Genomic DNA, 22,006 nt, shown 5'->3' with positions numbered 1-22,006 from the left:
CCACCGAAGCCGATGGGCCGCCCGGAGTCAGGACGAAGCGGCCTTCTTACCCCGGGTCGCTCCGCCACGCCCACGGAGCGTGACGCCCGACTCGCTGAGCATCCGGTGCACGAAGCCATACGAGCGGCCGGTCTCCTCGGCCAGCGCCCGGATGCTCGCACCGGAGTCGTACTTCTTCTTCAGGTCTGCCGCGAGCTTGTCGCGCGCGGCGCCGGTCACCCGGCTGCCCTTCTTCAGAGTCTCGGCCACCCGTGCCTCCTCATGGGAAGTGCGCTCTGGTCTCCTCATGATCACCCCTCTTGGGCGTGATGGCCACCCATTCGGCAAGGTCCGTGAGACATCGTTGTGACGACAGGAGCCGATCCCCACAAGCGGAATAAGGGATTCCATGGGGTGCGGCCCATAGGGCCGTCCGGGTGGATTCGTGAAGTGCCAGGTCAGGAACGCACAGCGGCCGATCCCCCGACAGCCGGGGGATCGGCCGGAAAATGCGTGTATGACACACCGCGGTACGAGGAGATCTCACACAGATGATGGATCACCGATGGGCCGAATGATCCAGACCCCGTGGATCAGTCCTTCGATCACGCCAGGGTGACGAGATCCGCGTAGTCGGAGCCCCACAGGTCCTCGACGCCGTCCGGCAGCAGGATGATCCGCTCCGGCTGGAGCGCCTCGACGGCGCCCTCGTCGTGGGTGACGAGGACGACGGCGCCCTTGTAGGTGCGCAGGGCGCCCAGGATCTCCTCGCGGCTGGCCGGGTCCAGGTTGTTGGTCGGCTCGTCCAGGAGCAGCACGTTCGCCGAGGACACCACCAGGGTCGCCAGGGCGAGCCGGGTCTTCTCGCCGCCGGAGAGGACCCCGGCCGGCTTGTCGACGTCGTCGCCGGAGAACAGGAACGAGCCGAGCACCTTGCGGACCTCGACCAGGTCCATGTCGGGGGCGGCCGAGCGCATGTTCTCCAGCACCGTGCGGTCGGCGTCCAGGGTCTCGTGCTCCTGCGCGTAGTAGCCGAGCTTGAGCCCGTGACCAGGGACGACCCGGCCGGTGTCCGGCGTCTCCACGCCCGCGAGCAGGCGCAGCAGGGTGGTCTTGCCGGCGCCGTTGAGGCCCAGGATGACCACCCGGGACCCCTTGTCGATGGCCAGGTCGACGTCGGTGAAGATCTCCAGCGAGCCGTACGACTTCGACAGGCCCTCGGCCATCAGCGGGGTCTTGCCGCAGGGCGCGGGCTCCGGGAAGCGGAGCTTGGCGACCTTGTCGGACATCCGGACGTCTTCGAGGCCGGAGAGCAGCTTCTCGGCGCGGCGGGCCATGTTCTGCGCGGCGACCGTCTTGGTGGCCTTGGCGCGCATCTTGTCGGCCTGGGCGTTGAGCGCCGCGGCCTTCTTCTCGGCGTTGGCCCGCTCGCGCCTGCGGCGCTTCTCGTCGGCCTCGCGCTGCTGCTGGTACAGCTTCCAGCCCATGTTGTAGATGTCGATCACGGACCGGTTCGCGTCCAGGTAGAACACCTTGTTGACGACCGTCTCGACCAGGTCGACGTCGTGGGAGATCACGATGAAGCCGCCGCGGTAGGTCTTCAGGTAGTCCCGCAGCCAGATGATCGAGTCCGCGTCGAGGTGGTTGGTCGGCTCGTCCAGGAGCAGGGTGTCCGCGTCGGAGAACAGGATGCGGGCCAGCTCGATACGGCGGCGCTGGCCACCGGAGAGCGTGTGCAGCGGCTGGCCGAGCACCCGGTCGGGCAGGTTGAGGGCGGCGGCGATCGTGGCGGCCTCGGCCTCGGCGGCGTACCCGCCCTTGGTGAGGAACTCCGTCTCCTGGCGCTCGTACTGCTTCAGGGCCTTCTCGCGGGTGGACCCCTTGCCGTTGGCGATGCGCTCCTCGTTCTCGCGCATCTTGCGGATCAGCACGTCCAGGCCGCGCGCGGAGAGGATGCGGTCGCGGGCGAGGACGTCCAGGTCGCCGGTGCGGGGGTCCTGCGGGAGGTAGCCGACCTCGCCGGAGCGGGTGATCGTGCCGCCGGCGGGGATGCCTTCGCCGGCCAGGCACTTGGTGAGGGTGGTCTTGCCTGCGCCGTTGCGGCCGACGAGGCCGATGCGGTCGCCCTTGGCGACACGGAAGGTGGCGTTCTCGATGAGGACGCGCGCACCGGCGCGCAGCTCGATACCGGAGGCGGAGATCACGGACAGACTCCAGGGCGTACAGGGGTTGGCGGGTGGGCGGCTGAGGACGTTCCCGCCGTCTAATGCGCGAGGAGAATGGCCATGAGGGAAAGTCTAACGGGGCGGTGCAAGCGGTTTTCCGCCTCCAGGCGTCCGGGGCGCGGCCGCGGGAGATCCGTTCCCCAGCGGGGTGCGGTCGGGCGCGATCCGGCCCAGGTCGTCCAGGGCCACGAGCTGGCCGGTCCACGCGGCGTCCGTGCAGGGCTGGGCGAGGAGCAGGGCCGCGCCCCGGCGTACGGCGCCCTCGGGGCGGAAGGCGCAGCCGTTCCGGGCGGGCAGCACCCAGCGCAGGTCGCCGTCGGCGGTGCGGTACGCGGTGACGCGGCGGGGGGTGACGACGGCGAGGATGCCGCGGCCGAGGGGGCGCAGCACGCCGGTGCCGCCCTGGGCGGGGAGCCACTCGGCCGCGTCGGGCAGGGCGCGGTGCCAGCGCACGGACCGGCCGTCGGTGTCGGTGAGCAGGCCGTCGTCCCAGAGCGCGATCACCTCCCCGCGCGCGTGCACCACGTCGACGGGACGGTGCCCCGCGCGCGCGTAGCGCCACCGGAGCGCACCGGTACGGCTGTCGTGTCCGGTCACGGCACCGTCCCGCACCCGCGCCGCCCAGGCTCCGGCGTGCGGCCCGGCGGTCAGGAGCCGGTCGCCGTAGGGGACCGGCCGCAGCTGCCGGGCCGCGCCGAGGAGGCCGAGGGTGACGACAGCCAGGAGGAGGGCGACGGCGAGGCGGCCCACGGGTGGAAGTGCCACCTCACCCCCTTTGGGTACCCCCGTCCCGGATCAGCCGCCGAGCGTAGTCACCGCCCGCCGGGCCGGCGGGGCGGCCGGGCGGGAGGGGGCGGGAAGTCCCCCCGTTCGGCGGGGCGGGACCGGGCGCCGGAGCGCCCGCCGCCGTACCCGGCCGGAGCCGCGGCGCGGCGCGCTGCGGCCCGTCGCGCCGGGCGTTGTCGGTGGCGGCTGCGAGACTCGCGGAGCACGGCGGAACCGATGCACGAAGGAGTGATCGGCATGGCAGGCACGGGTGGCGGCACACGGCCGGGCATCTGTCCCACGCTGCTGTACGCGGACGCCAGGGCGGCGATCCGGCAGCTCACGGAGGCCCTCGGCTTCACCGAGCTGTCGGTGTACGAGACGGAGGACGGCAAGGTGATGCACGCCGAGCTGGTCCAGGGCAACGGCGCGGTGATGATCGGCTCCAAGGGGCGCGGCGGCCTCTTCGACGCGGCGATGAGGGACGCGGGACCCGCCGGGGTGTACGTCGTGGTGGACGACGTGGACGCCCACCACCAGCGGGCCGTGGCGCACGGGGTGGAGATCCTGATGCCCCCGACGGACCAGGACTACGGCTCGCGGGACTACCTGGCCAAGGACGCCGAGGGGAACGTCTGGAGCTTCGGGACGTACGCCCCCGAGATCGGCCTCTGAGCCCCTCCCCCGCCTACCGCCTGCCCCGTCTCCCGCTCAGCTCCCGGTGTGCACCTGGAACGCGGCCCGGCGGACGGCCTTGGCCAGGGCCGGGTCGGGGTGGGCGGCGGCGAGCGCGACCAGGACCTGCACGGTGCGCGGGTGGCCGACGGCGCGGACCTCGTCGAGCAGCTGGGGGACGGTGGGCTGCACCGCGGACTCCAGGTGCCTGACCAGCATCGGCGCCTCGCCGTGGTCGGCGACGGCGGCGGCGGTGTCCACCCACAGCCAGGTGGCCTCGTCCCGGGTGAGCACCTCGTGGGCGTCCTCCGGGTCGACGCCGTCGTGCTCGGCCAGCCACAGCAGGGCGTACGGCCGCAGGGCCGGCTCGTCCACGACGGACCGTACGTCGGGCTCGGCGGGGGCGCCGACGACGCGCAGCGCCTCGAAGGCCAGGCCGCGCAGCAGGGCGTCGTCGCCGCGGGCGGCGGCGATCAGCTCGGTGACGGCGCTGCCGACGGGGCGGGCGGCGAGCCAGGCGCGGTACTCGGCGCGGGCCGCGTTGGGCCGGAGCTGGGCGCAGCCGCGCAGCATGTCCTCGGCGGACTGCTCGATGTTGCCGGCGGGGCTCTGCGCGGCCACGCAGATCTGCTCCAGCTTGACCCAGACCGCCCAGTTGCCGAGCGGGGTGAGCGTGGCCTGGCCGTCGCCGTAGGTGAGGGCGCCGACGGAGGCCAGGGCCCGCAGCGCCCAGTCGAGCAGGGGGGCGAGCGGGGCGTCCGCGGCGGGGGCGGGGTCCGCCGGGCCCGGGGCTCCGGCGGGCTGTCCGGTGCCGGGCTCGTAGGCGACCTCGCAGCGTTCGGTGCGCAGTTCGGTGACCCGCTGCTGGAGCAGGTCGAGCAGTTGCTCGACGGGGACCGGTCCGGCGGAGAGCTGGAGGAAGGAGAGCACCTGGGGCATGGCCGAGACGACTTCGGCGACGGCGGCCGGCTCGTGCCCGTCGGGTTCGGGGCAGGCGAGCGACCAGGCGTCGAAGAGGGCGACCCAGCCGCGCAGCACGGCGCTGTCGTCGCGGTCCCAGGCGCGCAGCCGCCAGCCGGGGCGCGCGCTGTCACCGTGCACCTCGACGAGTCCGGCGAGGCGGGCGGTGTCCCACTCGGCGCGGATCTGAGCGGCGCTCAGGCCGAGGTCGGCGGCGGCGCGTTCGGCGGTGGCGTCGGAGAGGGTGGCCTTGCCGTCGGTGGTGGCACCGGCGCGGCCGGGGCCGAGTGCGGCGTCGGCCCAGCGGGCGACGCGGACCGCGCCGGCCAGACCGGCGCGGGCCATTCCGGCCAGTTCGGCCGGGGCGGGGGTGCCCTCCGGCGGCCGGGGTGCGGGGCGGCGTGGGCGCCGCTGGTTCACAGCTCTGGGGGCGGCGGCCAGGGGTCGCGGTCGGACGAGTCGGAGCCTGGAGTCGCGCGGGATACGGGACGTCACGGGTGCAGTCTTCCGGTTGACGGTCCGAAAACCCAAACGGAATGTCACGGCGGGCGACGGGGCTGGCCAACGCACCGGGCGCGGAAGGGGCCGAGGAGGCACGATCAGGCCCGTCGCACGCCCTTAAACGGAATGTTTCGCGCCGGTGACGGCAGGCCCGGGCGCGCGGGCGTCACACCGGCCCGGAAGCCCGCACAGTCACAGCGGTCCCTTCCGTCACATCAGCGGGGTCAGGAACCGCCGCAGCCGCTCCTCGTACTCCTCGGGGTCCGCGTTCCACATCGCCGCGTGCGGGGCGTGCGCGACGGTGTGCAGGGCGACCAGGTCGGCGCGGCGCCGGGCGAGCCCGCGGGAGAACTCCCAGGGGGCGACCCGGTCGTCCGGGCCGTGGATGATCAGGGTGGGGACCCGGAGCCGGTCGGGGGCGGCGGTCTCGGCCACCCGGTCGGCGTGCAGTCCGGCCCGGCCCTGCGCGGCCCGCACGGCGAGCGGCAGCAGCGCTTGCGGGGTGTGGCGGGCCCTGGCCAGGGCCCGCAGGGTGGCCTCCCAGCTGAGCACCGGCGAGTCCAGGACGAGTCCGGCGATGCGGTCCCGGACCGCGGAGTGCTCGGCGGCGCGCAGGGCCATGGTGGCGCCGGTGGACCAGCCGAGCAGGACGACCCGGCGGGCGCCGTGGCGGACGGCGTGGCGGATCGCCGCCTCGACGTCCCGCCACTCGGTGTCGCCGAGGTGGTTCAGGCCGTCGGGCGGGCGCGGGGCGCCGAGGTCGCCGCGGTAGGCGAGGGCGAGGACGGGCAGCCGGCGGCCGTGCAGGAAGCCCATCACGTTCATGGTGTGTTCCCGGGTGGCGCCGAGGCCGTGCACGGCGATCACCCAGGTGTCCCGCCGGCCGGGCACGAACCAGGCGGGCAGGGGGCCCAGCTCGCCGGGCACGTCGACGTCGGCGTGGTCAAGGCCGAGGGCGGTGCCGGGGTCGCCGACGTACAGGTTCGGGGTGAGCCGGACCGCGTCGCCGGGGGCGAAGGTGCCGTGGGTGACGCGTTCGAGGCGGCGTACGACCGTGTCGGCGGTGTGCTGGGCCGCCTCCAGGACGGGGCCGACGACCGCGTGGGCGCCGTCGCCGGCGAGGCCGTAGGTGCCGGGGCGCAGGGCCGCCAAGTCGCGGGTGAGCGTGATCTGGCCGGCGGCCGTGCCGTGCACGGTGAGGCGGGGCTCGGTGGGCAGCGGGCGGCCCGCTGGGGCCTTCAGCGCGGCGTCGCTGGCGAGCCGGCCGGCGGCGACGGACGCCATTCCGGCGGCCAGGACCGCGGTGAGCCCGGCGACGGTGGCTTTGACGGTGCGCACGGCTCCAGTGTCGGCGGGGCCGCGGCCACCGGCCAGCGGAAGGGAGGACCGTCGGGGCACGGGCGGGCGCGGCACCGCCGGGTGCGTACGTCGTGGCTGGGCGCCGTCGCGGCGCGTCGAGGACAGCAAGGGGTCACCTCCGTTGGCCGTATCCCTTCAAGCGTTCCCCGACCTCGGTCAGTTGTGCCTCCGTCAGCAGGGACGGGGTCAGGCCCGGCACGCAGGACGCCGTGAGCCACAGGCGGCACATCCACTCCAGCTGGGCGGTGCGGTCGTAGGCCTGGTCGAGAGTGGCGCCGTAGGTGATCGTGCCGTGGTTCTGGAGGAGGCAGCCGGAGCGGCCGGCGAGGGCGCGGAGCATGTTCTCGGCCAGTTCGCCGGTGCCGTAGGTGGCGTAGGGGGCGACCCGGACGGGGCCGCCGAGGGCGACGGTCATGTAGTGCACCGGCGGCAGTTCGGGCACGAGCGTGGAGACCGCGGTCGCGTGCACGGCGTGGGTGTGGACGACGGCGCGGGCGTCGGTGGTGCGGTAGACGGCGAGGTGCATGGGCAGCTCGCTGGTCGGCACGAGCGTGCCGAGCACCTGGCGTCCGGTGAGGTCGACGCCGGTGATGTCGTCCGGGGTGAGCCGGTCGTAGGGGACTCCGGACGGGGTCACCAGGACGAGGTCCCCGACGCGGGCGGAGACGTTGCCGGAGGTGCCGACCACCAGTCCGTCGGCGACGGTCCGGCGTGCCGTCGCGACCAGTTCCGCCCAGAGCCGCGCCTCGTCCTGACGCACCTCCCGCTGCCCGCCGTCCTGCCGCCCGCCCTGGTGCCCGTCGTCCGTGTTCCGCAGCGCTTCAGCCATGCCGTGATCCTGCCAGCCGGGCCGGGAGCGGAGCGGCCGGTCCGGTGGTTCCCGTGCGGAAACGATACGGCCGAACGAGCGGATCTCACTACGAAACGCCATAAATCGTCACAGATGTGGTGATCAGCGGGCCTTCAATGATCCCTCTTGCCGACTGGACGTCCACTCCGGGGGAGCCGTATGGCCCGTGAACGCACCCTTGTCCGCCGCCGCGCCGGTGTCCTCACGGCGGCCACGGCGGTCCTCGCCCTCGCGACCGCCACGACCGCGTCCGCCGGGCCAGTGGGGCCGGCCGGCGGGCCGGAGACGGCCGCACCCCCGGGCCCGGGCGCGCCGCCGGTGCTGCCGGGGCTGCCCGCGCTGCCGCTCCTGACCGGAAACCCGCCCAGGGGCCACGACGTGTCGTCCCACCAGAGGCGGGTCGACTGGACGCTGGCCCGGGCCAAGGGCGCGCGGTTCGTCTACGTCAAGGCGACCGAGTCCACGGGCTACCGCAACCCCTACTTCTCCGGGCAGTACTCCGGCGCCCGCGAGGCGGGACTGATCCGGGGCGCGTACCACTTCGCCCGGCCGGACCGGTCCTCCGGCGCCGAGCAGGCCGCGTACTTCGTGCGGCACGGCGGCGACTGGCGGGCGGACGGCTGGACGCTGCCGCCCGCGCTGGACATCGAATACAACCCGTACGACGCGAAGCACAAGTGCTACGGACTGGGCAAGGCCCGGATGGTGCGCTGGATCCGGTCGTTCAGCGACGAGATCAAGGAGGAGACCGGCCGCCGCCCGGTGATCTACACCACCACCCAGTGGTGGAAGATGTGCACCGGGAACAGCCGTGCCTTCTCCTCCTCCCACGCCCTGTGGATCGCCCGCCACGGCACCTCGCGGCCGGGCGCGCTGCCGGGCGGCTGGCGGTACTGGACGTTCTGGCAGCACGACGTCAAGGGCAGGCTGCCGGGTGACCAGAATCTCTTCAACGGCTCCCTGAGCCGGCTGCGGATCTTCGCGCGCGGCCACTAGCCAAGGGGCGCTTGGACCGGCGGTGCGGAAGCGGAACCTCGTACGCGTGTTACCGACACCCCGAAGCCCGCCTCAGTTCATCTTCCGTTCACCCAGGTTGCCTACGTTCATCCAGCCAATGACCTCGAACGATTGCCTGGGTAAATGGAAAGCTTCTCGCTGATCCTCGCGATTGTGGTGGTTACCGCTCTCGCGTTCGATTTCACGAACGGTTTCCACGACACCGCGAACGCGATGGCCACCACCATCTCCACAGGCGCCCTGAAGCCGAAGATCGCGGTTGCCATGTCCGCCGTCCTCAACCTTGTGGGCGCCTTCCTCTCCGTGGAGGTCGCGAACACGATCTCCAAGGGTCTCGTCGACGAGACCGGCATCCGTCCCGAGGTCATCTTCGCCGCCCTGGTCGGCGCGATCCTCTGGAACCTGCTGACCTGGCTGGTGGGTCTGCCCTCCAGCTCCTCGCACGCCCTGATGGGCGGCCTGGTCGGCGCCACCGTCGCCTCCGCCGGCTTCGGCGCCGTCCACGGTGACGTCCTGGTCACCAAGGTGCTGCTCCCGGCCGTCGCCGCGCCGATCGTCGCGGGCCTCGCCTCGCTGCTGGCCACCCGCTTCTCCTACGGCGTCGGCGGCACCGCCGACGGCGAGGCCACCCGCAAGGGCTACCGCGCCGGCCAGATCGCCTCCGCCGGCCTGGTCTCCCTCGCACACGGCACCAACGACGCCCAGAAGACGATGGGCATCATCACCCTCGCCCTCGTCGCGGGCGGCTCCATCGCCCCCGGCTCCAACCCTCCCACCTGGGTGATCCTCTCGGCGGGCATGGCCATCGCGCTCGGCACCTACATCGGCGGCTGGCGCATCATCCGCACCATGGGCAAGGGCCTGACCGACCTGGAGCCGCGCCAGGGCTTCGCCGCCCAGACCAGCGCCGCGACCGCCATCCTGGCCTCCTCCCACCTCGGCTTCTCCCTCTCCACCACGCACGTCGTCTCCGGCTCGGTGATGGGCGCGGGCCTCGGCCGCAAGGGCGGCGTGGTCCGCTGGTCGACCGCGACCCGCATGTTCGTCGCCTGGGCGCTGACCCTCCCGGCCGCCGCGCTGGTCGGCGCGGGCGCCGAGTCCGTCACCGGCCTGGGCGACTGGGGCACCGCCGCCGTCGCCGTCTTCCTGGTCGCCGCGAGCGCCGCGATCTGGAAGATCTCCCGCCGCGAGGTCGTCGACCACACCAACGTGGTCGAGGAGACCGGCGAACCGGCCGGTGTGGTCACCGCCGCCATCGCCGCCGTGACCCCGCCCCCGGCGGGCATGGTCACCGAGGACCTGACGGCCACGATCCCCGCCCCGGTCACCGAGCCCTCCCCCGCCGCCCCGGCCGCCCCGCCGGCCGCCGCGGTCTGACCCCGCGCACACGGTTACTGAAGGAAGCATCCCCATGAAGATCGACTGGGCGGCCCTCGGCTCCGTCTTCGGTGTCAGCCTCGCGTTCACGGTGGCCCTGGTGGTCCTGTTCACCCTCGGCATCAACGGCCTGTCGCGCCGTGAGAAGGCCGCGGCCCAAGGCGGGTCCGCCGCCCTCGCCGTCACCGGCGCCTACGTGTGCTTCGCGGCCTGTGCGGCGGCGGTGGCGTACGGGATCTACCTGATCGTCGTCAAGCCCTGACGGTCCGACACCCGACACCGGCCCCGCCGGGCCTCCGCTTCAGCGGGACCGGCGGGGCCGGCGCATGTCTGCCGGCCGGCCCTCCGGCCGCCGTCCGGCAGACCGGCGATGTGGGCCTCAGCACAGTCCGGCGTCCCAGGTCAAAGGCAAGTTGACGGCCGTTCCGGGCACGTGGTGGACTGCCCAGGCCATGTACGGCGGCAAGAGAGGAAGCCGGTGCGAATCCGGCGCGGTCCCGCCACTGTCACCGGGGAAGAACACCCCGGGAGCCAGGAACTCTCACCGCCGATTCACGTCGAACCAGGGCGCGGACACCCTGAGTGAGGACACATATCGCCATGCTCGGCTGCCGATCGAGGACCCGTACCAGGACCGTTCCTGTTCCCGCGGCCGGCTGAGCCGATGGGTGCCGATCGCACATACGCGTACGGTGCCGCCGCCGGCGTCCTCGGTGACCTGCTCCTCGGCGATCCGCGCCGCGGGCATCCGGTCGCCGTGTTCGGCCGGGCGGCCGGGGCCGTGGAACGCGCCCTGTGGCACGACCACCGCGGCTGGGGCGCACTGCACACCGCCGTGTGCGCCGGTGGCGCCGTCGCCCTCGGCGCGCTGACCGCACGCGCCGTACGCCCCTCCCCTGCCGCCTCCGCCGCGCTGACCGCCGCCGCCACCTGGGCCGTCGTCGGCGGCACCTCGCTCGCCCGGGAGGCCCGCGCCATCGGGCGGGCCCTTGAGGCCGGGGACGTCGAGGCCGCCCGCGCCCGGCTGCCGCACCTGTGCGGCCGGGACCCGCAGGCACTGGACGCCGACGGCATCGCCCGGGCCGTGGTCGAGTCGGTCGCCGAGAACACCTCCGACGCCGTGGTCGGCGCGCTCGTCTGGGGCGCCGTGGCCGGGGTCCCGGGACTGCTCGGGTTCCGGGCGGTCAACACCCTGGACGCGATGGTGGGTCACAAGTCGGTCCGCCACCGGCGCTACGGCTGGGCCTCCGCCCGCCTGGACGACATCGCCGGCTGGCCGGGGGCCCGGCTGACCGCCGTACTCGCCGCCGTGGCCGGACCCGATCCGCGCGGCGCCGTGCGCGCCTGGCGGGCGGACGCGCGGCGGCATCCGAGCCCCAACGCCGGGCCCGTGGAGGCCTCCTTCGCGGGCGCCCTCGGCGTGCGCCTGGGCGGGACGCTCTCCTACGGCGGCCGGGTCGAACACCGCCCGGTGCTGAACGGCGCCACCGGACGGCCGGTCCGCGTCACCGACATCGACCGGGCCGTACGGCTCTCGCGCCGCGTCGGCCTGCTCGCGCTCGGCACCACGCTGGCCGCGCGCGCCCTGATGAAAGGACGTGGGAAGTGAACGGTGGTCTCCTCGTCGCCGGCACCACCTCCGACGCGGGCAAGAGCGTCGTGACGGCGGGCATCTGCCGCTGGCTGGTGCGCCAGGGCGTGAAAGTCGCGCCGTTCAAGGCGCAGAACATGTCCCTGAACTCGTTCGTCACGCGCGAGGGCGCGGAGATCGGCCGGGCGCAGGCCATGCAGGCCCAGGCCTGCCGGGTGGAGCCGACCGCGCTGATGAACCCGGTGCTGCTCAAGCCCGGCGGCGAGCAGAGCAGCCAGGTGGTGCTGCTGGGCAAGCCGGTGGGCGAGCTGAGCGCGCGCGGGTACCACGGCGGGCGCCAGCAGCGGCTGCTGGGCACGGTGCTGGACTGCCTGGCCGAGTTGCGGGGCACGTATGACGCGGTGATCTGTGAGGGGGCGGGGAGCCCGGCCGAGATCAACCTGCGGCGGACCGACATCGTCAACATGGGGATCGCGCGAAACGCGCGGCTGCCCGTGCTCGTCGTCGGCGACATCGACCGCGGGGGCGTGTTCGCCTCCTTCTTCGGCACCGTCGCCCTGCTCTCGCCGGAGGACCAGGAGCTGGTCGCCGGGTTCCTGGTGAACAAGTTCCGGGGCGACGTCGGCCTGCTGGAGCCCGGGCTGGACATGCTCCGGGACCTCACCGGGCGGCGCACGTACGGCGTGCTGCCCTTCCGGCACGGGCTCGGCATCGACGAGGAGGACGGGATGGGGGTGTCCCTGCGGGGCGCGGTCCGCGAGTCCTCCGTGACGCCCCCGGTCGGCGAGGACGTGCTGCGGGTCGCCGTGTGCGCGATCCCGCTGATGTCCAACTTCACCGACGTGGACGCGCTGGCCGCAGAACCGGGCGTGGTCGTGCGGTTCGTGGACCGGCCGGAGGAGCTCGCGGACGCCGATCTCGTCGTCGTCCCGGGCACGCGCGGGACGGTACGGGCGCTGGAGTGGCTGCGGGAGCGGGGGCTGGCCGACGCCCTCGTCCGCCGGGCCGCGCAGGGACGCCCGGTCCTCGGTATCTGCGGCGGCTTCCAGATCCTCGGCGAGCACATCGAGGACGACGTCGAGAGCCGGCGCGGGCACGTCGACGGGCTCGGCGTCCTGCCCGTCCGGGTGCGCTTCGCCCGCGAGAAGACCCTGACCCGGCCCAGCGGCGAAGCCCTCGGCGAGCGGGTCGACGGCTACGAGATCCACCACGGGGTGGCCGCGATCGAGGGCGGCGAACCCTTCCTGGACGGCTGCCGGGTGGGCCAGACCTGGGGCACCCACTGGCACGGCTCGCTGGAGTCGGACGGCTTCCGTCGGGCCTTCCTGCGCGAGGTGGCCGCCGCCGCGGGCCGCCGCTTCGTGCCCGCGCCGGACACCTCCTTCGCCGCGCTGCGCGAGGAGCAGCTCGACCGGCTCGGCGACCTGATCGAACAGCACGCGGACACGGACGCGCTGTGGCGGCTCATCGAGTCGGGCGCGCCGCAAGGACTGCCTTTCATTCCACCGGGAGCGCCCGCATGAGCACAGTGTTGTTGTTGTCGACCGCCGACACGGACCTGCTGGCCGCCCGGGCGTCCGGCGCCGGCTACCGCATCGGCAACCCCACCCGCGTCGACGTCGCCGGGGAGCTGCCGGGCCTGGTCGAGGGCGCGGACCTCGCCGTCGTACGGCTGCTGGGCGGCAAGCGGGCCTGGGAGGACGGGCTGGCCGCGCTGAAGGCGTCCGGCATCCCGACCGTGCTGCTGGGCGGCGAGGCCGTGCCGGACGCCGAGCTGATGGCGGAGTCGTCGGTGCCGGCCGGTGTGGTCGCGGAGGCGCTGAAGTACCTGGTCGAGGGCGGCCCCGAGAACCTGCTGGAGCTGTCCCGGTTCCTGTCGGACACCGTGCTGCTGACCGGCGAGGGCTTCGAGGAGCCGCGCCGGATGCCGGAGTTCGGCGTGCACGGCGCGTACGAGGTCCAAGACGGCCGGCCGACCGTGGGCGTGCTCTTCTACCGGGCGCACGAACTGAGCGGCAACACCGCCTTCGTGGACACCCTGTGCGAGGCGATCGAGGCGCGGGGCGCCAACGCCCTCCCGGTGTACTGCGGTTCGCTGCGCGGCGCGGACCCCGCCCTGTACGAGCTGCTGGGGCGGGCCGACGCGCTGGTCGCCACCGTGCTCGCGGCCGGCGGCACGCACGCCTCCCAGGCGTCGGCGGGCGGTGACGAGGAGTCCTGGGACATCGGCGCGCTCGCCGACTTGAACGTCCCGGTGCTCCAGGGGCTGTGCCTCACCTCCTCGCGGGCCGCGTGGGAGGAGTCCGACGCGGCCCTGTCCCCCATGGACGCGGCGATGCAGGTCGCGATCCCGGAGTTCGACGGCCGGTTGATCACCGTGCCGTTCTCCTTCAAGGAGCAGGGCCCCGACGAGGTCCCGGTGTACGTCGCCGACCCCGAGCGGGCCGCCCGCGTGGCCGGGATCGCCGTCAGGCACGCCCGGCTGAAGCACAAGCCGAACGCGGAGAAGAGGATCGCGCTGGTCTTCACCGCGTACCCGACCAAGCACTCCCGGGTCGGCAACGCGGTCGGCCTGGACACGCCCGCGTCGGCGGTCCGGGTGCTGGACGCGCTGCGGGACGCCGGGTACGGGGTCACGGAGTACCCCTCGGGCGGCGACGAGCTGATCCACCGGCTGATCGAGGCCGGCGGGCACGACGTGGAGTGGCTGACCGAGGAACAGCTGGCCGCCGCGCCCGCACGGGTGCCGCTGGCCGACTACCGGGCGTGGTTCGAGAAGCTGGACCCCGGGCTGCGGGACGCGATGACCGAGGCGTGGGGCGAGCCGCCGGGCGGCCTGTACGTGGACGGCGACGACATCGTGCTGGCCAGCCTCCGGTTCGGGAACGTCGTCGTGATGATCCAGCCGCCGCGCGGCTTCGGCGAGAACCCGATCGCGATCTACCACGACCCCGACATGCCGCCCTCCCACCACTACATGGCGGCCTACCGCTGGCTGGAGGCCGCTGCGTCGGAGGGGGGCTTCGGCGCGGACGCGATCGTGCACATGGGCAAGCACGGCACGATGGAGTGGCTGCCCGGCAAGGGACTGGGCCTGTCGCGGGGGTGTGCCCCGGACGCCGTACTCGGCGACCTGCCGCTGGTCTACCCGTTCATCGTCAACGACCCCGGTGAGGGCACCCAGGCCAAGCGGCGCGGGCACGCCACCGTGGTCGACCACCTGGTGCCGCCGATGGCCCGCGCGGACACCTACGGCGACCTGGCCAAGCTGGAGCAGCTGCTGGACGAGTACGCCCTCGTCTCCGACCTGGACCCGGCGAAGGCCCCGGCCGTCCGCGCCCAGATCTGGACGCTGGTCAAGGCGGCGGAGCTGCACCACGACCTGCACGTGGACGAGCAGCCGGACGACGAGGCGTTCGACGAGTTCGTCATGCACATCGACGGCTACCTGTGCGAGATCAAGGACGTGCAGATCCGCGACGGCCTGCACATCCTCGGCGGCGGCCCGGTCGGCGAACCGCGCGTGAACCTCGTGCTGGCGGTGCTGCGCGCCTCCCAGGTGTGGGGCGGCCGGGCCGACGCGCTGCCCGGTCTGCGGGCCGCGCTGGCGGCGCACTTCGGCCTGGTGGAGAAGGAGCTGCTGGCCGAGCCGGGCGCCGGGGTGAAGGTGCCGGCGGAGCTGACGGACCTGGTCGACGGGCCGTCCCGGACCGCCGCCGACACCATCGACCTGCTGGAGCAGCTGTGCCGGCGGATCGCGGAGGGCATGGAGGCGCGGGCGTGGGACCGCGCGGTCGTCCCCGCCGTCCTGCGGGGCGTGCTCGGCGCCGAACTCCCCGAGGCGGTCGCGGTGCTTGAGTTCGCGTGCGACGAGGTCGTACCGCGACTGGCGCGGACCACCGACGAGATCGGGCACATCCTGCGGGCGCTGGACGGCGGTTACGTCCCGGCGGGCCCGTCGGGCTCCCCGACCCGGGGCCTGGTCAACGTCCTGCCGACCGGCCGCAACTTCTACTCGGTCGACCCCAAGGCGATCCCGTCCCGGCTGAGCTGGGAGGTCGGCCAGTCGCTGGCGGACTCGCTGGTGCAGCGGTACCTGAGCGACACCGGGGAGTACCCCCGGTCGGTGGGGCTCACGGTGTGGGGCACGTCCGCGATGCGCACCCAGGGCGACGACATCGCCGAGATCCTGGCGCTGCTGGGCTGCCGCCCGGTGTGGGACGACGCCTCGCGCCGGGTGACCGGCTTCGAGGTGATCCCGCTCGCGGAGCTGGGGCGCCCGCGCATCGACGTCACCGTGCGCATCTCCGGGTTCTTCCGGGACGCGTTCCCGCACGTGGTCGGGCTGATCGACGACGCGGTGCGGGCGGTGGCCGAGCTGGCGGAGCCGGCCGAGTCCAACTACGTGCGGGCGCACGTGGAGGAGGACGCGGCCGGGCACGGCGACCGGCGCCGGGCCACGGCCCGGATCTTCGGCTCGAAGCCGGGGGCGTACGGCGCCGGTCTGCTGCCGCTGATCGACGCGCGCAACTGGCGCAGCGACGCCGACCTGGCCGAGGTGTACGCCGTCTGGGGCGGCTACGCCTACGGGCGCGGGCTCGACGGGCGGGCGGCGCGCGGGGACATGGAGACGGCGTTCCGGCGGATCGCGGTGGCGGCGAAGAACGTCGACACCCGTGAGCACGACCTGGTCGACGCGGACGACTACTTCCAGTACCACGGCGGCATGGTCGCCATGGTCCGGCACCTGACGGGCGCCAACCCCGAGGCGTACGTGGGCGACTCGGCCGTACCCGACCAGGTGAGGACGCGGACGCTGGGCGAGGAGACGCACCGCGTGTTCCGGGCGCGGGTGGTCAACCCGCGCTGGATGGCGGCCATGCGCCGGCACGGCTACAAGGGCGCCTTCGAGATGGCGGCGACCGTGGACTACCTGTTCGGCTACGACGCGACGGCGGGCGTGGTCGACGACTGGATGTACGAGAAGCTCAGCGCCGAGTACGTCTTCGACCCGGAGAACCGGGACTTCATGAAGAAGTCCAACCCGTGGGCGCTGCGCGGGATCACCGAGCGGCTGCTGGAGGCGGCGGACCGGGGCCTGTGGGCCGAGCCGGACGCGGACACGCTGGAGCGGCTGCGCGCCACGTATCTGGAGCTGGAAGGCGACTTGGAGGGCGACCAGTGACCACCCCGTTCCCCTTTACGGCCGTCGTCGGCCAGGACGACCTGCGGCTCGCGCTGCTGCTGAACGCCGTGTCGCCGGCGGTCGGCGGTGTGCTGGTGCGCGGCGAGAAGGGCACCGCGAAGTCCACGGCTGTACGGGCGCTCTCGGCGCTGCTGCCGCAGGTGGCCGTCGTCCCCGGGTGCCGGTTCTCGTGTGACCCGGCCTCCCCCGATCCCGCCTGCCCGGACGGGCCGCACGAGTCCGGCGACGGCGTCGAGCGCCCCGCGCGGATGGTCGAACTGCCCGTCGGCGCCTCCGAGGACCGGCTCGTCGGCGCCCTCGACATCGAGCGGGCGCTGGCCGAGGGCGTGAAGGCCTTCGAGCCGGGCCTGCTGGCCGACGCGCACCGGGGCATCCTCTACGTCGACGAGGTGAACCTGCTCCACGACCACCTGGTCGACCTGTTGCTGGACGCGGCGGCGATGGGTGCCTCGTACGTGGAGCGCGAGGGTGTGTCCGTGCGGCACGCGGCCCGGTTCCTGCTCGTCGGCACCATGAACCCCGAAGAGGGCGAACTGCGCCCGCAGTTGCTGGACCGGTTCGGGCTGACCGTGGAGGTGGCCGCCTCGCGGGAGCCGGAGCAGCGGGTGGAGGTCGTGCGGCGCCGGCTGGCGTACGACGACGATCCGGCCGCCTTCGCCGCGCGCTGGGCCGGTGAGGAGGCCGCCGTACGGCAGCGGATCGTGGCGGCGCGGGAGTTGGTGCCGCGGGTGCGGCTGGGCGACGGGGCGCTGCGGCAGATCGCGGCGACCTGCGCGGCCTTCGAGGTGGACGGCATGCGCGCCGACATCGTGATGGCCCGTACGGCGACCGCGCTGGCCGCGTGGGCCGGGCGGACCGATGTGCTCGCGGAGGACGTGCGGCAGGCCGCGCTGCTGGCGCTCCCCCACCGCAGGCGGCGCAACCCGTTCGACGCGCCGGGGCTGGACGAGGACAAGCTGGACGAGACGCTGGAGCAGTTCTCCGGCGAGTCCCCCGACGACGATCCGGACCCCGACGGCCCCGGTGGGCCCGGTGGGGGCGGCGGGCAGCCGGCGCCCGACGGCGGTCCGCGGGAGGACGGCGGCAGCGGCGCGCGGCCCGAGGCCGGCGAGGGCGGGCAGCCGCAGGCGTCCGGCGGGCAGGAGCAGTCGGCCGTACGGGCCGCCGAACCCTTCCGTGCCAAGGCGCTGACCGTCCCGGGCGTCGGCGAGGGTGCCGCCGGGCGGCGGTCGCGGGCACGGACCGAGCACGGGCGGACCACCGGGGCCCGGCGGCCCCGGGGCGCCCTGACCAAGCTGCACCTGGCGGCGACCGTACAGGCCGCCGCGCCGCACCAGCGGGCGCGGGGCAGGTCCGGGCCGGGGCTGGTCGTGCGGCGGGACGATCTGCGGCAGGCGGTCCGGGAGGGGCGTGAGGGGAACCTCGTGCTGTTCGTGGTGGACGCCTCGGGCTCGATGGCGGCGCGGCAGCGGATGGGCGCCGTGAAGGGGGCCGTGCTGTCGCTGCTGCTGGACGCCTACCAGCGGCGGGACAAGGTGGGGCTCGTGACCTTCCGGGGGTCGGCGGCCGAGGTCGCGCTGCCCCCGACGTCCTCCGTCGACGCCGCCGCCGCGCGGCTGGAGTCGCTGCCCACCGGGGGGCGTACGCCGCTCGCCGCCGGGCTGCTGAAGGCGCACGAGGTGCTGCGGGTGGAGCGGCTGCGGGACCCGGCGCGCCGGGCGCTGGTGGTCGTGGTGACCGACGGCCGGGCCACCGGCGGCCCGGAGCCGGTCGCCCTCGCGGGGCGGGCGGCGCGGCTGTTCGCGGCCGAGCAGGTTGCCTCGGTGGTCGTGGACTGCGAGTCGGGGCCGGTGCGGCTCGGGCTCGCCGGGGAGCTGGCCGGTCGGCTGGGCGGTACGGCCGTCACGCTGGACGAGCTGCGGGCCGACTCGATCGCCGGGCTGGTCAGGGATGTGCAGGGGACGAAGAGGAGGGCCGCGTAGTGCCGCAGGGACAGCCGAGTGTCGTACCGGACGACGGGCTGACGACCCGTCAGCGCAGGAACCGTCCGCTGGTCGTCGTGCACACGGGCGTCGGCAAGGGCAAGTCCACGGCCGCGTTCGGGCTCGCGCTGCGCGCCTGGAACCAGGGGTGGCCCATCGGGGTGTTCCAGTTCGTCAAGTCGGCGAAGTGGAAGGTCGGCGAGGAGAACGCGCTCAGGGTGCTCGGCGCCTCCGGCGAGGGCGGGACCGTCGACTGGCACAAGATGGGCGAGGGCTGGTCGTGGGTCCAGCGCGACGCGCAGATGGACAACGAGGAGAAGGCCCGCGAGGGCTGGGAGCAGGTCAAGCGGGACCTGGCCGCCGAGACGTACCGGCTGTACGTGCTGGACGAGTTCGCGTACCCGATGCACTGGGGCTGGGTCGACACCGACGAGGTGATCGACGTGCTGCGCGGCCGTCCCGGCACCCAGCACGTGGTGATCACCGGGCGGAACGCCCCGGAGAAGCTGGTGGACTTCGCCGACCTCGTCACCGACATGTCCAAGGTCAAGCACCCCATGGACGTGGGGCAGAAGGGCCAGAAGGGCATCGAGTGGTGATGTCCGTCCCCCGGCTGGTCATCGCCGCGCCCTCCTCGGGCAGCGGCAAGACCACCGTCGCCACGGGGCTGATGGCCGCGTTCGCCGCGCGGGGGCTCGCCGTGTCCCCGCACAAGGTCGGGCCGGACTACATCGACCCCGGGTACCACGCCCTGGCGACCGGGCGGGTGGGGCGCAACCTGGACGCGTACCTGTGCGGGCCGGAGCTGGTCGCTCCGCTGTTCCTGCACGGGTCGCGCGGGTGTGACCTCGCCGTGGTCGAGGGCGTGATGGGGCTGTACGACGGGGCCGCCGGCGAAGGTGAGCTGGCGTCCACCGCGCACGTCGCCAAGCTGCTCCGGGCGCCGGTGGTGCTCGTCGTGGACGCCTCGTCGCAGTCGCGGTCGGTGGCGGCGCTGGTGCACGGGTTCGCGTCCTGGGATCCGCGGGTGCGGGTCGGGGGCGTGATCCTCAACAAGGTCGCATCGGACCGGCACGAGGAGTTGCTGCGGGAGGCGCTGGACTCCTCGGGTGTGCCGGTCCTGGGTGCCTTGCGGCGGGTCGCCCAGGTGGACACGCCCTCCCGGCACCTCGGACTGGTGCCGGTCGCCGAGCGGCAGGCCGCGGCGGTGGACGCCGTCCAGGCCATGGCCGCGCAGGTGGCTCAGGGGTGTGACCTGGACGCGCTGGAAGCACTCGCCCGCACTGCCGGCGCCCTCCCGGCGGGCTCCGCCCCCTGGACCCCCGCCCCGCCCGCCGATCACCCGCCCCGGCCCGCCGAGAAGCGCGCCCCTGTCGTCGCCGTCGCCGGCGGGCCCGCGTTCACCTTCTCCTACGCCGAGCACACCGAACTGCTCACCGCCGCCGGAGCCGAAGTCGTCCCCTTCGATCCGCTCCGTGACGAGCGGCTGCCCGAGGGCACGGCCGGGCTGGTCGTCGGGGGCGGGTTCCCCGAGGTGTACGCCGCCGAGCTGTCCGCCAACGAGCCGCTGCGCGAGGCCGTGGCCGAACTGGCCCTTTCCGGCGCCCCCGTGGCCGCCGAGTGCGCCGGGCTGCTCTACCTCTGCCGCGAGCTGGACGGGCGGCCCATGTGCGGTGTGCTCGACGCCACCGCGCGGATGACCGACCGGCTGACCCTCGGCTACCGGGACGCCGTGGCCGTCGGCGACAGCGCGCTGGCGCCGGCCGGGACGCGGATGCGGGGCCACGAGTTCCACCGCACCGTCGTCGAACCGGGCGCCGGTGCCGCTCCCGCCTGGGGCGTACGGGCCCCGGCCCGGCGGGTCGAAGGTTTCGTACAGCAGGGCGTGCACGCGAGTTATCTGCACACGCACTGGGCGTCCGAGCCCGGTGTCGCCCGTCGGTTCGTGGAGAGGTGCCGGACGTCATGAGCAGCAGGCTGGTCGGGGTCGGGGTCGGTCCCGGTGATCCGGAGCTGGTGACCGTGAAGGGGGTCAACGCGCTGCGGGCCGCCGATGTCGTCGTCGTACCCGTCATGGCCGCGCCCGACGGAACGGATGGCGGGGAGCCCGGGCGGGCCGAGGCGACCGTGTCGCACTACGTGCCCGCGGAGAAGGTCGTCCGGGTGGTGTTCGCGCTGAACGAGCGCAGCGACCGGGCCCGGCGCGAGGCGGCCTGGGACGCGGCCGGGCAGCGGGTCGCCGAACTGCTGGAAGCGCACGGGTCGGTCGCGTTCGCCACCATCGGGGACCCGAACGTGTACTCGACGTTCACCTATCTCGCGCAGACCATCGTGGAGCTGGTGCCGGGTGTCACCGTGGAGACCGTGCCCGGGATCACCGCCATGCAGGACCTCGCGGCGCGCTCCGGGGCCGTGCTGACCGAGGGCACCGAGCCGCTGACCCTGGTGCCGGTGACGGCCGGGTCGGCGGTGCTGAAGGAGGCGCTGGCCGGGCCGGGGACGGTCGTGGCGTACAAGTTCGGCCGGCAGGCCGCCGAGGTCGCGCGGGCGCTGCGGGAGACCGGGCGGCTCGGGGGCGCGGTGTGGGGCTCGGCGCTGGGGCTGCCGGAGGAGTCGGTCCGCCCGGCCGCCGAGCTGGACGGGACGCCGCTGCCGTACCTGTCGACGCTGATCGCGCCGCCGCGCCGGGACGACGGCCGGGGCGGAAAGCTGTGACCCGGCCCGGGTCACCCCGCGACGCCCACCACCAGCCAGATGAAGGCCGCGCCCGCGACCGTGCACAGCAGGGTCGAACGGGCGGGGTGCTCGTGGTGGGCCTCGGGGAGGATCTCCGCCGCGGCGAGGTACAGCAGTGCGCCGCCGAACAGGCCGAGATAGCCGCCGAGGACGCCCGCCGGGACGGTGAGGAACGTGGACGCGGCGGCTCCGGCGACGGGTGCGACGGCGTCCGCGAAGAGCATGGCGAGGGCCTTGCGGCGGGCGTTGCCGTACAGGCTGGTCAAAGTGAAGGTGTTGAAGCCGTCCGCGAAGTCGTGGGCGATGACGGCGAGCGCGACCGCGGTGCCCATGCCGCCGCCCACCTGGAACGACGCACCGATCGCCACGCCGTCCATCAGGCTGTGGCCCACCATCGCCCCGGCCGCCGTCAGGCCCACCTCGGGGGCCCTGTGGTGGTGCTCGTCCGCGCCGTGGGCGGCGCGGCGGGCCGCCAGCAGGCGTTCCACCAGATGGGCGAGGAGGAAGCCGGCCAGGAACAGCAGGAGCGCGGCCGGGACGCCGTGGACCTCGGCGCCCGCCGTCCGGAGCGCCTCCGGCAGCAGGTCCAGGCCGGCCACGCCGAGCATCAGCCCGCCGGCCAGGCCCAGCACCAGATGGCGGCGGTCGGTCACGCGCTGTGCCGTCCAGCCGCCGGCCAGCGTCATCAGGAACGCGCCGAGCGCGACGAAGACCGCCATAGGCCCTTGCTATCGGATCGACCCGCGTTCCCGCACGTCCGACAGCCACAACCGCAGTACTCGT

At 74.1% G+C, this 22,006-nt stretch carries 18 protein-coding genes and 1 riboswitch; of the genes, 11 read left to right on the top strand and 7 right to left on the bottom strand.

Annotation, left to right across the window (positions count from 1 at the left end; translation table 11 throughout):
* Nucleotides 1-27 precede the first annotated feature (27 nt).
* The 3 genes from AQJ11_RS20855 to AQJ11_RS20845 all read right to left on the bottom strand — a co-directional run bounded on the left by AQJ11_RS20855 (nt 28) and on the right by AQJ11_RS20845 (nt 2,969).
* Nucleotides 28-249 carry a helix-turn-helix domain-containing protein gene (locus AQJ11_RS20855; protein ID WP_004002281.1) on the bottom strand — a complete coding sequence of 74 codons (222 nt, stop codon included), beginning with the start codon at nt 247-249 and terminating at the stop codon, nt 28-30.
* Between the two features lie 335 nt (nt 250-584).
* Nucleotides 585-2,183, bottom strand: a complete 1,599-nt coding sequence (locus tag AQJ11_RS20850; protein ID WP_059264000.1) for an ABC-F family ATP-binding cassette domain-containing protein — start codon at nt 2,181-2,183, stop codon at nt 585-587.
* A 93-nt stretch (nt 2,184-2,276) separates the two neighbouring features.
* Complete coding sequence (locus AQJ11_RS20845; protein WP_244218303.1) at nt 2,277-2,969, bottom strand: PQQ-binding-like beta-propeller repeat protein; 693 nt, start codon at nt 2,967-2,969, stop codon at nt 2,277-2,279.
* A gap of 258 nt (nt 2,970-3,227) precedes the next feature.
* Between AQJ11_RS20845 and AQJ11_RS20840 the strand changes: the two genes are divergently transcribed.
* A complete protein-coding gene (locus AQJ11_RS20840; RefSeq protein WP_244218302.1) occupies nt 3,228-3,644 on the top strand; it encodes a VOC family protein in 417 nt (138 codons plus the stop codon).
* Between the two features lie 36 nt (nt 3,645-3,680).
* On the opposite strand, the gene AQJ11_RS20835 is transcribed toward AQJ11_RS20840, so the two are convergent.
* The 3 genes from AQJ11_RS20835 to AQJ11_RS20825 all read right to left on the bottom strand — a co-directional run bounded on the left by AQJ11_RS20835 (nt 3,681) and on the right by AQJ11_RS20825 (nt 7,293).
* Nucleotides 3,681-5,099 (bottom strand): hypothetical protein, encoded by a 1,419-nt coding sequence (locus AQJ11_RS20835; protein ID WP_175252112.1) that lies wholly within the window; start codon nt 5,097-5,099, stop codon nt 3,681-3,683.
* Between the two features lie 216 nt (nt 5,100-5,315).
* Nucleotides 5,316-6,443: an alpha/beta hydrolase gene (locus AQJ11_RS20830; RefSeq protein WP_059263999.1), complete on the bottom strand. Its 1,128-nt coding sequence runs from the start codon at nt 6,441-6,443 to the stop codon at nt 5,316-5,318.
* A 133-nt stretch (nt 6,444-6,576) separates the two neighbouring features.
* Nucleotides 6,577-7,293 (bottom strand): class II aldolase/adducin family protein, encoded by a 717-nt coding sequence (locus tag AQJ11_RS20825; RefSeq protein WP_014671908.1) that lies wholly within the window; start codon nt 7,291-7,293, stop codon nt 6,577-6,579.
* 180 nt (nt 7,294-7,473) lie between these two features.
* On the opposite strand from AQJ11_RS20825, the gene AQJ11_RS20820 reads away from it, so the two are divergent.
* From AQJ11_RS20820 to cobI, 10 genes are all read left to right on the top strand, one after another.
* Nucleotides 7,474-8,310 carry a lysozyme gene (locus AQJ11_RS20820; RefSeq protein ID WP_059263998.1) on the top strand — a complete coding sequence of 279 codons (837 nt, stop codon included), beginning with the start codon at nt 7,474-7,476 and terminating at the stop codon, nt 8,308-8,310.
* A 144-nt stretch (nt 8,311-8,454) separates the two neighbouring features.
* Nucleotides 8,455-9,708: an inorganic phosphate transporter gene (locus AQJ11_RS20815; RefSeq protein WP_014671910.1), complete on the top strand. Its 1,254-nt coding sequence runs from the start codon at nt 8,455-8,457 to the stop codon at nt 9,706-9,708.
* A gap of 34 nt (nt 9,709-9,742) precedes the next feature.
* Complete coding sequence (locus AQJ11_RS20810; protein ID WP_059263997.1) at nt 9,743-9,970, top strand: hypothetical protein; 228 nt, start codon at nt 9,743-9,745, stop codon at nt 9,968-9,970.
* A gap of 158 nt (nt 9,971-10,128) precedes the next feature.
* A riboswitch (cobalamin riboswitch) is annotated at nt 10,129-10,271 on the top strand.
* Nucleotides 10,272-10,372: 101 nt separating this feature from the next.
* On the top strand, nt 10,373-11,317 hold the full coding sequence (locus tag AQJ11_RS20805) for a cobalamin biosynthesis protein (RefSeq protein ID WP_059263996.1): 945 nt from the start codon (nt 10,373-10,375) through the stop codon (nt 11,315-11,317).
* The gene (locus tag AQJ11_RS20800) at nt 11,314-12,822 is read left to right on the top strand and encodes a cobyric acid synthase (RefSeq protein WP_014671913.1); all 1,509 of its coding nucleotides are present in this window, start codon (nt 11,314-11,316) and stop codon (nt 12,820-12,822) included. Before AQJ11_RS20805 ends, AQJ11_RS20800 begins: the two co-directional genes overlap by 4 nt.
* On the top strand, nt 12,819-16,484 hold the full coding sequence (gene cobN / locus AQJ11_RS20795) for a cobaltochelatase subunit CobN (RefSeq protein ID WP_059263995.1): 3,666 nt from the start codon (nt 12,819-12,821) through the stop codon (nt 16,482-16,484). Before AQJ11_RS20800 ends, cobN begins: the two co-directional genes overlap by 4 nt.
* Nucleotides 16,481-18,487, top strand: a complete 2,007-nt coding sequence (locus AQJ11_RS20790) for a putative cobaltochelatase (RefSeq protein ID WP_059263994.1) — start codon at nt 16,481-16,483, stop codon at nt 18,485-18,487. The genes cobN and AQJ11_RS20790 overlap by 4 nt, the downstream gene beginning before the upstream one ends.
* On the top strand, nt 18,487-19,086 hold the full coding sequence (cobO, locus tag AQJ11_RS20785; RefSeq protein ID WP_014671916.1) for a cob(I)yrinic acid a,c-diamide adenosyltransferase: 600 nt from the start codon (nt 18,487-18,489) through the stop codon (nt 19,084-19,086). Before AQJ11_RS20790 ends, cobO begins: the two co-directional genes overlap by 1 nt.
* Complete coding sequence (locus AQJ11_RS20780) at nt 19,086-20,456, top strand: cobyrinic acid a,c-diamide synthase CobB (protein WP_175252113.1); 1,371 nt, start codon at nt 19,086-19,088, stop codon at nt 20,454-20,456. Before cobO ends, AQJ11_RS20780 begins: the two co-directional genes overlap by 1 nt.
* Nucleotides 20,453-21,202, top strand: coding sequence for a precorrin-2 C(20)-methyltransferase (cobI, locus tag AQJ11_RS20775; protein WP_058083792.1), 750 nt, complete (start codon nt 20,453-20,455; stop codon nt 21,200-21,202). The genes AQJ11_RS20780 and cobI overlap by 4 nt, the downstream gene beginning before the upstream one ends.
* An 11-nt stretch (nt 21,203-21,213) precedes the next feature.
* Here the strand turns inward: cobI and AQJ11_RS20770 are convergent, their stop codons facing one another.
* Nucleotides 21,214-21,942 (bottom strand): ZIP family metal transporter, encoded by a 729-nt coding sequence (locus AQJ11_RS20770; RefSeq protein WP_014671919.1) that lies wholly within the window; start codon nt 21,940-21,942, stop codon nt 21,214-21,216.
* Between the last annotated feature and the right edge of the window lie 64 nt (nt 21,943-22,006).

Origin of the sequence: Streptomyces corchorusii (assembly GCF_001514055.1) — a bacterium.
GTDB lineage: Bacteria > Actinomycetota > Actinomycetes > Streptomycetales > Streptomycetaceae > Streptomyces > Streptomyces olivaceoviridis.
The sequence above is the reverse complement of the archived record's forward strand: the minus strand, read 5'-3'. Positions and strand labels throughout refer to the sequence as shown.